The sequence below is a fragment of the Kaistella gelatinilytica genome (genome assembly GCF_015679325.1).
GTDB lineage: Bacteria > Bacteroidota > Bacteroidia > Flavobacteriales > Weeksellaceae > Kaistella > Kaistella gelatinilytica.
Map to the genome: position 1 here is coordinate 174,720 of NZ_JADPVI010000001.1, position 12,030 is coordinate 186,749.

The following is a 12,030-nucleotide window of genomic DNA, read 5'->3' on the forward strand; positions in this document are numbered from 1 at the left end:
CGCTTTCCACTACAATCTTTTTTTTTAAAAAAGAATTTTCGTTACAATCGGGGCTAGTTAAGACTCCATTTCAAAATAAAATAAATGATCAGACAAAACGTTTTATCATTACAGACCATAAACCAAAGAAATAAATTCTATTCATGAACAACGGTATCATCATTTTAGATTTCGGTTCTCAATATAATCAGTTGATCGCCAGAAGAATTCGGGAGCACGGCGTATATTCAGAAGTCATTCCTTTTAATACTCCGATCGACGACATCTTGGCAAGAAATCCTTCCGGCATCATCCTTTCGGGCGGACCAAGTTCTGTGAATGCAGAAAATGCACATTTAATAGAAAAATCACTTCTTGAGAAAAATATTCCCATTTTAGGAATTTGCTACGGAATGCAGCTCATCACCCATTTATTGGGCGGCACTGTAAAGAAAGGTGTAAAAGGAGAATATGGAAAAGCAAAACTGGAGATCCAAAAATCCAACAGTTTACTTTCCGGCGTGAGTCGTTTTTCTACCGTCTGGATGAGCCATTTCGACGAAGTAGAAACGGTTCCCGAAGGATTTTATGTCAATGGAATGACCGATGTTATTTCTGCGATATCCAATGAATCCAAAAAAATATATTGCGTTCAGTTTCACCCCGAAGTTTCTCACACGGAAGAAGGAGCAAGAATGCTCGAAAATTTCATCTTCAATGTTTGTAAAGCACCAAAAAGCTGGAAACTCACCAATTATATCGATGAAACCATTGCAGATATTAAAGAAAAAGTTGGTGATCAAAAAGTGATCTTAGGACTTTCTGGCGGTGTAGATTCTTCCGTTGCTGCTGTTTTAATTCATCGTGCGATCGGCGATCAGTTGCAGTGTATCTTCGTTGATACCGGACTTTTGAGAAAAGATGAAGGAAAAAAAGTGATGGAAAATTACGGCGAACATTTTAATTTAAAAATTAAGATGATCGATGCTTCCGAAAGATTTCTTTCCAAGTTAAAAGGAATTTCAGATCCGGAGCAAAAACGGAAAATTATCGGTAATGAATTCGTTGCTGTTTTCGACGAAGAATCTCATAAAATTGAAGGCGCGAAATTTTTAGCACAGGGAACAATTTACCCGGATGTTATCGAAAGTCAGTCTGTAAAAGGACCTTCTTCTGTCATTAAATCTCACCATAATGTCGGTGGATTGCCAGAAGAAATGGGTTTTGAATTATTAGAACCTTTGCGCGAACTTTTCAAAGATGAGGTTCGTAAAGTAGGAGAGGAACTGGGAATTCCCCATCATTTGGTTCACCGTCATCCTTTTCCCGGACCAGGTTTGGGAATAAGAATTTTAGGAGAAGTAGATGAAGAAAAAGTAAAGATCCTGCAGGAAGCCGACGATATTTTTATTGAAGAACTGTACAAAAATGAACTGTACGATAAAGTTTCGCAGGCATTCGTCGTTTTACTTCCTGTGAAATCTGTTGGAGTAATGGGCGACGAAAGAACATATGAATATACTGCAGTCGTTCGTTCCGCAAATACGACCGATTTTATGACTGCAACCTGGAGCAGACTTCCTTACGAATTTTTAGATACGATTTCTAACCGAATTATCAATGAAGTGAAAGGGATCAACCGTGTCGCTTATGATATTTCGAGCAAACCACCTGCAACAATTGAGTGGGAATAATTTAGATTTCTCAATATAAAAGACATGACAAATATTCCCCTTTTTTAAAGAATTGGGGAATACTTTTTGCCAAATCCCTGTAAAACAACTTTATGTTTAATAAACAACAACGGAAATTAAAACGGTCAGCAAAATTGATCTCCATTTTTAGCAAATATGGTTTCAAAGATATTTTAGCGCGAATGAATCTGGCGAAGAACGAACCTTCCGTTGATGAGAATGAAGTTGTTTTTACGAATTCTGTTTACGAAAGAATCAGGATGGCTTTAGAGGAATTGGGACCTACGTTTGTAAAACTGGGTCAAACCTTTTCCAGTCGTGAAGATTTATTACCACCAGAATTAATTACGGAATTACAGAAACTTCAGGACAAAGTAGAAGAAGTTGATCTGAATGTGGAAGAAATTTTAGAGCAGGAATTCAATATTTCTCCGAAGGATTATTTTAGGGACATTCAGAAAAAACCAATGGCAACGGCGTCAATAGCGCAGGTTTACAAAGCAGTTTTACATGACGGTACAGAAGTAATTCTGAAAATCAAAAAACCGAACGTTCAGGAAAATATTCAGGATGATTTGCTGTTGCTGCATGATTTGGTGAAAGTCATTACGACCTATTCAGAAATTGGGGAGAAACTCGATTTGAAACAGGCGATCTCTACGTTCGAAAAATCTTTACTGGAAGAAATTTCCTTGATCAACGAAAAAAATAATATTCAGCAATTCGCTTTAAACTTTAAAAATAATAAGGAAACCTACGTTCCGAAAGTATATGAAGAATTTTGCAGCAACAATATTCTTTGCATGGAATTTATTGATGGACTGAAAATCACCAGTAAAGAAGGATTTTTGGAAAATGAAATCGATCCCGTGAAAATCTCCGAAATTGGTTTGCGTTTATTTGTTTCTCAGATTTTAGATTACGGCTTTTTCCACGCTGATCCGCACGCCGGAAATATTTTGGTGAAGAAAGATGGCAAAGTCGTTTTCATTGATTTTGGCGCGGTCGGAAAAATTCAACCCAATGATAAAGAAATTCTGGAGCAGCTCATCGTGGCATTTGTCTCGAAAAACGCGCCCAAGATCGTTAAAAATCTAAAGAAGATGGCGGTGAGTTATGAGATTCCGGATGAAAAAGCTTTTCAAAATGATGTTGAAGACGTGCTCAATTTCGTTCACAGCGGTTCGATCCAAAATATTGATGTTCCGAAACTAGTCGCCAAAATGGCCAATACTTTAAAGAACAACAGAATCAATATGCCCGATTATTTGTATCTGCTTTTGAAAGGTATCAGTCTGATAGAGGGCGTTGGAAGAAGTATTAATCCGGATTTAGATATTGTAAAAAGTCTGCAGCCTTTCACTAAAAAAATCATTTTCAATAAAATATCTCCCAAAAAATTAGTAAAATCCGGTTCGCAAAAACTCCTCGAACTTGCGGATAATATTGAAGAGATCCCGAAAGAATTGCGTTCGCTTCTTCAGAAATTAGATGAAAATAAATTTACAGTCACGAGCGAGATTAAGAATATTGATAAGACACATCAACTGATTAAATCGAGCATTGTGAATCTAATTTTAACCATGGTTTTGTGTGCGAATATTATTTCCACCGCTATTCTCTGGAATTCAGAAAGTGCTTACAATATTGGTGGAATTCCGCTTTTAATTATCCTCAGTTTTACACTTTCGATTTTTCTGATACTGATACTTTTTCTTAGATTGATGAAAAGATAATTTCAAAAAATGCTGAGAAAGGTTTATTAAAATGTTCAAACTATTTTGATCCACCGCTATCTTTTTCCACATTCGTTTTCGTGTTTTCTTTTACTTTTTGATTTCCAAATCTTTTGACCAAAGAAAAAGAAACGCCGTACCAGTCAAAAACCGATGCCGTTCTAAAAGTTCCAATTGGCGCATAAGTCGTACTATCGAAAGAAGGTTTAGAGAAAATATTATTTAATCTTAAAGTTGCTTCCATTTCCAGTTTGGGAAATATTTTAGTCGCCGAGATGGTGTGGAAAATATTTGTTTTATTGCCAAGCGAATTTCCATTATTTTGAGTGAAAACTCCAACCCAACCGTTTAAATTAATATCTTTTCCAAATAAATTGGTGTAAGACATATTTGTTGAACCTGTGAAATTGGTGATGTAATTTTTAGCATTTAAATTATTTCTCGTATTGAAATCACTGTTGTCCGCGTAATTTGCATTGATGTTCACGTTAATATTCAGCTTGTTTTTCAGAAAAGTTTGATTCGTATTAAAACTCAAAGAATACCGTTCTGCTTTACCATCAAAATTCGTAGGTGTACTGATGGTTTTTCCATCTTCAACAACATAAGAAGTCCAGTAATCATGGTTGGTAAAGAAGTAAGATAGGGAGACAAAATATTTTTTCTTCAACCCTAATTTCAGGGAAAAGCGATCGCTCGGATTGGCTTGAAGATCCATATTTCCGCGGTAATACGTTCCGTCGTCTCCAGGCAATAAAAACGGATTAAACTCTGAATAATAAGGTCTCCAAATATTATGGTTATAAGTGGCGCTCAAATTATAATTTTCCGATAGGGAATACTTTACCAGCAAGTCGGGAAGTAGCGTACTGTAGGAATTGCTTTTTTCGATAGAACCAACATCTTGCTTTATGGTGTAAGAAATATGTTCAAACCGTAATCCAATTCTCGTTTCCAGTTTTTTAAAAAATGTCTTGCTGAAATTGGCGTAAAGTGAATTTAAATTATCCGTATAGTGAAAATTATTACTTCTCGAATTGTCAAAAACCCATTGGTTATCCGCAAGATTTAAATAGTCGTACGGAATAACATTGTTTTTGAAATCAATTTTCCCACCGAATTCCAGCTGACTTCCGCCAGAACCGATCGGTTGAGAATAATCTGCTTTCAAATAATATTCCCGCTCCTGATTATTGGCAATAATTCTCGTTCCGAGCGGAATAATTGCAGTATTGAAATTGGTTATATGATCATTAATGTCACTCACACCGCTGTAATTAATTCCCATGTTAAGATCTAAGATCTTATTTTTTACCTTATCATAATATTTATAAAATAAGTTGCTACCAAGATTCTGCGAGCTCCCTGTCAAATATTGATTTTTGGTGTAGGAATTTTGAAACTGATCATTCAGAAAGTTACTTCCGTAAGAATCTGTATTTTGATTTCTTTTTGATTTAGAATATTCGAAGATAAAACCGATATTATTTTTATCATTCAATTCTAACTCCGATGTTGTGGAGATCGATGGAGTAAGGTTTTTATCAATATTTTCAGAGTGATTAAGACTTAATGAATTATTTGCATATAAAAAATTTTCGTTATCGGTTTTGCTTACACTTGTATTATCACTATAACTTCCGGTCAAATTTTGGGTGAAGTTTTTCCGGTGGTAATTAAGATTTAAATTAGAATATTGTGAATTCTTCGTGCTTTGACTGTTCGTGAACGTTGCGCTTCCTTTCAAACCTTCATTTTCAAGCTTTTTCAAAACAATGTTGATGACTTCACCTGTAGTTTCATATTTCGCAGACGGACTTGTGATCACCTCAATTTTCATGAGATTATCTGCAGGAATCGTTCTTAGATATTCCTTCAGTTCTTTTCCCGTGAACACTGATTTCCGGTCGTTGATGTAAACCGTCACACTTTCACCTTCTGCTTTTATAACGTCATTGTTATCGATACTTATCAGCGGCGTCATCCGAAGAACATCCCACGTTGTATTCCCGGAAAGAATCGAGCTGTTTGCAACATTAAAGACTGTTCGGTCGACTTTGTTTTCAACAGTCGGTTTTTTGGCGATCACAACAACTTCCTGAATGTTTTTTTGTTTGATGCTGTCTTGTTTGGTTTGTGCGGTAAAAATTGTAGCGCAGAACACGGCGGAAGTGATAAGGATAAATTTCATTCGATAGTTTATATTCTTTATAGACAACGCAAAGTAGCGTTTCGTTACACCAATTTATTTTTATCCTGAATTAGTGTTCATTAAAATCTAAAAGTTACTTGAATGAGGTTTTGTTAATGATTATTTAAAATTACTCCACTTTAATTCCTTTACTTCTCAATCTTATTTTTGAATAAGGCGTTTCAAATTTCAAGGTATCTGGATAAATGTATTTTTTTGCTTTATTTGTTTTAAAGTTAAACTCCATTTTAAATGCGATTTTCTCGTAGGAATTTCCCAGTAGTACTGCCACAGAATCACTTTTCCAGTACGCATCTTCCACCCAGAACGACGGTCCAAAGAAAGCGATCTGTTTTGCAGATTTTTTTTTAAGATCTACGACAACAACTTGTTGATCGGCTTCATAACCAGCATTTCCATTGGGATCGATGAACCAGTTGTAACTGTCGAAATCTAAATAGTGATCTCTGCTTTTATTAAAAACTAAAAATGGTTTGTAGATTTCGTTAAAACCCTTTTGATGTAGAATATCAACAGAAGATTCTTTGTAGGAAATTGGAGAAGTTTCCTTCAACTGGAAAAGTTCGGGTTTAAAATTTGGATTTTCTTTTTGATAATACTGAGACCAAGCGGTTAATATGGAGTCTTGCTCTTTCGGAATTTTAAGTGGAATTGTTGAATTTGAGTTCGCAGAATTTACATTTGAGCCTGTCTTAACCTTCTGTTCACAGGAAAAAAATAGGATAAGAATGAGAAAAGTATAATTTTTCATTCATCCAAAATACATAATATTTAAATCTTATCAAAAAAACTATCTTTGCAAAATGGAAAAAACCACTTTTGCCGATTTTGATTTACCGGAAAAAATTCTCGATGTTTTAGCAGATTCAAATTTGTTTGAACCAACTCCCATTCAGGAAAAAAGTTTAGGACCTATTCTTTCAGGTCGCGATGTCATGGGAATTGCTCAAACCGGAACCGGAAAAACTTTGGCGTATTTGTTACCCGTTTTAAAAAACTGGAAATACAACAAGTCGGGAAATCCTACCGTTTTAATTCTAGTTCCTACGAGAGAACTTGTTGTTCAGGTTGCAGGAATTGTAGAGAATTTAACACAAAATATTACCGCAAGAGTGATCGGAATTTACGGTGGTAAAAATATTAAAACGCAAAAATTACTTTTCAATGATGGTTGCGATATTTTAGTAGGAACACCCGGAAGAGTAATGGATCTCGCGATAGACAATGCAATTTCTCTGAAAGAAGTCAGCAAATTGATCATCGATGAGTTTGATGAAATGCTGAATTTGGGTTTCAAAGCTCAGTTGACGCATATTTTCCAGATGATGAAAGAGAAAAGACAGAACATTCTTTTTTCAGCCACCATGACTGAAGCGGTTGATGCATTATTGTATGAATATTTTTCAGGTCCGATGGAAATTTCTCTCGCAAAATCGGGAACGCCATTAGAAAAAATCGAACAGATTGGCTACAAAGTTGAAAACTTTAATACCAAAATTAATTTGCTTGAATATTTATTGAAAACAGATTCTGATTTTTCTAAAGTATTGATTTTCTGTAATAATAAAAAACACGCCGATCTACTCTATACTAAGATTGAGGAACTTTTCCCGGATCAGTTTGATGTTATTCACTCTAATAAATCGCAGAATTATCGTTTGAATGCGATGCGAAGCTTCGAGAAACAGGAAGTTCGTGGTTTGATAACAACCGATATTATGGCGAGAGGTCTTGATATTTCTGATATTACGCACGTTATCAATTTCGAGATCCCGGAAGTGCCGGAACAGTACATCCACAGAATTGGTAGAACAGGAAGAGCTGACAAAAATGGGATCGCTGTTTCTTTTGTGACGCGAACGGAAGAAGCTCAATTATTAGATATTGAAGTTTTGATGGATAAGTCTTTAATTATTAAAGAATTTCCGGCAGAAGTTAAAATTAACAGAGTTAAAATCGCTTCTGAAAAAGATGAAGTGGTGATGAAAAACGCCAATGTCATTAAGTTGGAAGAAGGCGGCGGCGCATTTCACGAGAAGAAAGATAAAAATAAGAAGGAAAACTGGGGTGGTCCTCACGCTAGAAAACTTCCGAAAAAAATTGGAGCCAATCGGGCACAGGAAAAAGCGAAATCGAAAGCAAAGAGAAAAAAATAAAAATAATCCGGAATTTACTTCCGGATTATTTTTTTAAGGTTTTCGGAAATATTACTTCCAGAATATATCGTCGTACTCAGGTTCTTTCAATTCCGGATGGTCTAGTTTTAAAATGATTTCTAACTGTTCATCGGTTGCTTGTTTCTCAATTTCAGGAAAAATTTCTCTTTCTTCTGTTCGAATATGAAGTTCTAACAAAGCACGGAAAGTTTCTACTTCTTCCGGACTTTTAAATCCATCCTCTATCATTTTTCGAAAGGTTCTGTGTTGCGAGATCGCCTCTTTGATCAAGGGATGTTTTTCGCCTAAAACTTTAAAGATCGTTTCCTCTTCTTCATCAAAATGAGGCTTTAGATTTTGAACATAAAAAAGGCTAATATATTTCTCCATCCTTTCTACAGAAACTTCTCTTTTTAATCCTTCTTTTAATTTCCAGCAAAGCAATAAACCAAAGTGATGATCGCGGCTAAGTTGTATTAAAGCTTCGTGTCTTTTCATAATTTTATTTTTAAATGCATTATTGTTTTTGAATGATGCAGAATTCCTTTTGCAAGTTCGGTAATTTCATCTTCAAAGAAAACTATTTTCGGCGGATTTGAGAAATACAATAATTTTCATGGATATTAAAAAAAACTCCTTTAACTTTTTTAGTTAAAGGAGTATACCATTTGTGTTTTTAGAACTCGTCGAAACTTTAAGTAGTAATAAAGGTTCGATAATTATTTTTTTTCACTGTAAATGTAAAATTTACCCTCAAATAAATCTAATTTACGTGGTGGACAATGGGTGGACAAATTCTGAATTCGTCTGTAATAAAGTTTTTTCCAGTGTTATTGACTACATTATCAATTAATTAGCAGTATGTTCTAAAAATTATCAATTTTGCTCGGTTTTTCTGATACCATTGAAAATATCATTTTTATTTATCTTTTCTATCCTTTAATTATATGCAAAACCGACTTTGAGTATGCTATAAACATAATAAAATATGCCGTTATTATATACATTTATCAGAATTTGTTATATCTTCATGTATAATTTTGTTTTAAAAGTTTAATGCGAATAAAATATTTTTTTAGTTTATTTCTTATACTTTCCACTTTATTCTTCCGGGCACAAACAATACAGCTGAATTCTGCTGAAAATAATATTGCTGAATGGGAGAGAATTTTATCGCCAAAAAATAATTTGGTGCGTGATACCACTGCGTTTAAAAATTTTTTGGAACCGCTTCGAAAAAGGAATTCGCAATCTGATAAGGTGTTATATAACCTCTTGCTTGCAAACGTTCATGCAAAAGCATATGACCGAATTAACAGCGTAAGCAATCGATATTATTCAAGATCTATTGCCAATGCGAAAAAACTGGATAACAAAGCGCTTGAAATTTGGGCCACGCTTTGCTACGCAGAATATTTTTACAATTACAGGCAGGTAACAGAGGCGCTCCCATATTTTGTTGCTGCCATCGAAAAAATAAATCAAAGTGATCCTGCACAAATTCTATTTCCCAGCGAATCTTTTACGAAAATTGGTTTTTATTTGGGAACCATTGGTGATAACAGGGAAGCCATCAACTATTTGAAAAAAGCCCTTAAATATACCAATAAGAATACCGCCGAATTTGCGAAGATCAGCGATAATTTAGGAGCCTACTATCTGGAATTGGGTGATGTTGTAAACGCCCGAAAAAATATAGAGATAGCTTCTGAAGTGGCGAAATCTGTAGGAGACAGCGTGCGATACGCCAAAACGCTCGGTAATTTTGGAATTATTTATGAAAGAAATCACGATTACGCTAACGCGATCAAACTGCTTCTGCAAGATATTCAAATTTCTGAACGTTTTAAAGCGCAACAAAACACCATGTTTGCTTACACTGTTTTAGCAAGATTATATATCGCAAATAATCAGATTTCGGAAGCAGATTCAGCTTTAAAAAAAGCAGATCTTATCGCTAAATCAAAATCTTATTTTAAAATTAATGAGCTGGAAATTTTAAAGTTGAAATTAGAGATCATTTATAACCAAAAAACCGGTGGTGAACTTGCGGTCAGAAGGCGAATTGGTGTTCTGGAGGATTCATTGAATAAAACCGATGGGATCATGCCACTGAATCAGGCGAACTGGATGATGCAAAAAAGAAATTATCAGCAAAATATTGCGTCAACGGAAAGTGAACTCTCGAAACAGTCTTTCATTAAAAATCTCATTTTTGTCGCATCAGGTTTATTGATCTTACTCATACTTTTTATTATTTTCAATGCGAAAAGCCGGGAGAAATTGAGGCAAATTCAAAATGATAATAAAATAAAAGAATACGAAAAAACAAAAGCAAGTAATGAAAGAAAACTGGCTTTTGCCAGCAAGACTTTGGATTCACAAATCGATTTTTTGAAGGAAAAAAATATTCAGATCCAAAAACTGCATCTCGAAATTGATAAAATTAAAAAATCAGAAGTATTTTCGGATGATCAGGACCAGCGCAAGCTCGATAATCTGCTGCAGTCTCATTTAATGACGGAAGAGAACTGGCGTAATTTTAAAAATGAATTCCAGCGTGAACATTCTGGTTTTTACGATCATTTAATTCAGAATTTTCCAGAGATCACTGACTCTAATTTGCGGATAATTCTGCTTCAAAAATTAGGATTTACGAATACTGAAATTTCCGGATTGTTGGGAATTACTGTTGATGCGGTAAAAAAATCAAAGCAACGATTGAAAAGAAAGCTGGGCGATAAATATGATCTTCTGTTTCAAATGATCGCTGTAGAAAACTAAAAAAACGCTCTGAAATTTTCAAAGCGTTTTATTTTTGCTAATTGCTAATTGCTAATTGCTAATTGACTAGTATCTGTAGTATTCTGGTTTGTAAGGACCCTGAACTTCAACTCCAATATATTTAGCCTGTTCTTCTGACAAAGTTTCTAATTCTACGCCTAATTTTGCAAGGTGTAAATAAGCTACTTTTTCATCCAGATGTTTTGGTAACATATACACTTCGTTTCCGTAAGCTGCTGCGTTTGTCCATAGTTCGATTTGAGCCAAAGTCTGGTTTGCAAATGAATTACTCATTACAAAACTTGGGTGTCCAGTGGCACAACCTAAGTTGACCAAACGACCTTCTGCCAAAATAATGATTTCTTTTCCGTCGATGTTATAAACGTCAACCTGTGGTTTTACTTCATATTTGGTATCACCATAATTTTCATTCAACCAGGCCATATCCAATTCATTATCGAAGTGACCGATGTTACAAACAACAGTCTTGTCTTTCATTCTTTTGAAATCTTCGCCTTTAACGATATTGTAATTTCCAGTTGTCGTAATTACGATGTCTGCGTTTTCAACAACAGTGCTTAATTTCTTAACTTCGAAACCATCCATTGCAGCTTGTAATGCACAGATCGGGTCGATTTCTGTAACGGTAACGATCGATCCAGCACCTTTAAAAGAGGCTGCAGTTCCTTTACCGACATCTCCGTAACCACAAACTACGACTCTTTTTCCAGCCAACATTAAATCTGTTGCTCTTCTCACTGCATCTACTGCAGATTCTCTACAACCGTATTTGTTATCGAATTTTGATTTTGTAACTGAATCATTTACGTTGATTGCAGGCATTACCAAAGTTCCGTTTGCCATTCTTTCGTATAATCTGTGAACTCCAGTTGTAGTTTCTTCAGAAAGTCCTTTAATTCCGGCAGTTAATTCCGGATATTTATCGAAAACAAGGTTCGTTAAATCACCACCATCATCTAAGATCAAATTTAATGGTTGTCTGTCTTTTCCGAAAAATACGGTTTGTTCTATACACCACTCAAATTCTTCCTCAGTCATTCCTTTCCAGGCGTAAACAGGAATTCCTGCTGCTGCGATCGCTGCTGCTGCGTGATCCTGAGTAGAGAAAATATTACATGATGACCAGGTAACATCGGCTCCAAGAGCAACCAAAGTTTCAATTAAAACTGCAGTTTGAATCGTCATGTGAAGACAACCTGCGATTCTTGCTCCTTTCAAAGGTTGAGAAGGACCGTATTCTTCGCGGATCGCCATTAAACCTGGCATTTCTGCTTCGGCTAAATTAATTTCTTTTCTGCCAAATTCTGCTAATGACATGTCCTTCACTTTGTAAGGAACGTATTGTGTTGTAGTTTCCATCTATTAAATAAACTTTTTGCAAATATACGAAAACCCTTTCTTTATCTAAAATGAGATTATGAAATACTTATTATTACTTAAATCTATGA

The 12,030-nt window shown here is 35.1% G+C and carries 8 protein-coding genes; 4 read left to right on the forward strand and 4 right to left on the reverse strand.

Annotated elements, in window-relative coordinates:
* Positions 1–143 precede the first annotated feature (143 nt).
* Together guaA and IV494_RS00720 are read left to right on the forward strand one after the other, a co-directional pair.
* Entirely contained in the window at positions 144–1,673 is a 1,530-nt protein-coding gene (gene guaA, locus IV494_RS00715; protein WP_196078260.1) for a glutamine-hydrolyzing GMP synthase, read from the forward strand.
* A 92-nt stretch (positions 1,674–1,765) separates the two neighbouring features.
* Positions 1,766–3,409 (forward strand): ABC1 kinase family protein, encoded by a 1,644-nt coding sequence (locus IV494_RS00720; protein ID WP_196078261.1) that lies wholly within the window; start codon positions 1,766–1,768, stop codon positions 3,407–3,409.
* Between the two features lie 40 nt (positions 3,410–3,449).
* Here IV494_RS00720 and IV494_RS00725 read toward each other — a convergent pair whose 3' ends face one another.
* Positions 3,450–5,600 carry an outer membrane beta-barrel family protein gene (locus tag IV494_RS00725; protein WP_196078262.1) on the reverse strand — a complete coding sequence of 717 codons (2,151 nt, stop codon included), beginning with the start codon at positions 5,598–5,600 and terminating at the stop codon, positions 3,450–3,452.
* 130 nt (positions 5,601–5,730) lie between these two features.
* Entirely contained in the window at positions 5,731–6,372 is a 642-nt protein-coding gene (locus IV494_RS00730) for a hypothetical protein (RefSeq protein ID WP_196078263.1), read from the reverse strand.
* A 52-nt stretch (positions 6,373–6,424) separates the two neighbouring features.
* On the opposite strand from IV494_RS00730, the gene IV494_RS00735 reads away from it, so the two are divergent.
* Positions 6,425–7,777, forward strand: a complete 1,353-nt coding sequence (locus tag IV494_RS00735; RefSeq protein ID WP_196078264.1) for a DEAD/DEAH box helicase — start codon at positions 6,425–6,427, stop codon at positions 7,775–7,777.
* Between the two features lie 51 nt (positions 7,778–7,828).
* On the opposite strand, the gene IV494_RS00740 is transcribed toward IV494_RS00735, so the two are convergent.
* Positions 7,829–8,275: a hemerythrin domain-containing protein gene (locus tag IV494_RS00740; protein ID WP_196078265.1), complete on the reverse strand. Its 447-nt coding sequence runs from the start codon at positions 8,273–8,275 to the stop codon at positions 7,829–7,831.
* A 558-nt stretch (positions 8,276–8,833) separates the two neighbouring features.
* Between IV494_RS00740 and IV494_RS00745 the strand changes: the two genes are divergently transcribed.
* On the forward strand, positions 8,834–10,561 hold the full coding sequence (locus IV494_RS00745) for a tetratricopeptide repeat protein (RefSeq protein ID WP_196078266.1): 1,728 nt from the start codon (positions 8,834–8,836) through the stop codon (positions 10,559–10,561).
* A 66-nt stretch (positions 10,562–10,627) separates the two neighbouring features.
* Here IV494_RS00745 and ahcY read toward each other — a convergent pair whose 3' ends face one another.
* Positions 10,628–11,941 carry an adenosylhomocysteinase gene (ahcY, locus tag IV494_RS00750; RefSeq protein ID WP_196078267.1) on the reverse strand — a complete coding sequence of 438 codons (1,314 nt, stop codon included), beginning with the start codon at positions 11,939–11,941 and terminating at the stop codon, positions 10,628–10,630.
* Positions 11,942–12,030: the final 89 nt, after the last annotated feature.

Excerpts from the sequence above, each read along its gene's own strand:
- IV494_RS00745 (WP_196078266.1), top strand. The coding sequence starts at position 8,834 with ATGCGAATAAAATATTTTTTTAGTTTATTTCTTATACTTTCCACTTTA.
- IV494_RS00730 (WP_196078263.1), bottom strand. The coding sequence starts at position 6,372 with ATGAAAAATTATACTTTTCTCATTCTTATCCTATTTTTTTCCTGTGAA.
- IV494_RS00740 (WP_196078265.1), bottom strand. The coding sequence starts at position 8,275 with ATGAAAAGACACGAAGCTTTAATACAACTTAGCCGCGATCATCACTTT.
- guaA (WP_196078260.1), top strand. The coding sequence starts at position 144 with ATGAACAACGGTATCATCATTTTAGATTTCGGTTCTCAATATAATCAG.
- IV494_RS00720 (WP_196078261.1), top strand. The coding sequence starts at position 1,766 with ATGTTTAATAAACAACAACGGAAATTAAAACGGTCAGCAAAATTGATC.
- IV494_RS00735 (WP_196078264.1), top strand. The coding sequence starts at position 6,425 with ATGGAAAAAACCACTTTTGCCGATTTTGATTTACCGGAAAAAATTCTC.
- ahcY (WP_196078267.1), bottom strand. The coding sequence starts at position 11,941 with ATGGAAACTACAACACAATACGTTCCTTACAAAGTGAAGGACATGTCA.
- IV494_RS00725 (WP_196078262.1), bottom strand. The coding sequence starts at position 5,600 with ATGAAATTTATCCTTATCACTTCCGCCGTGTTCTGCGCTACAATTTTT.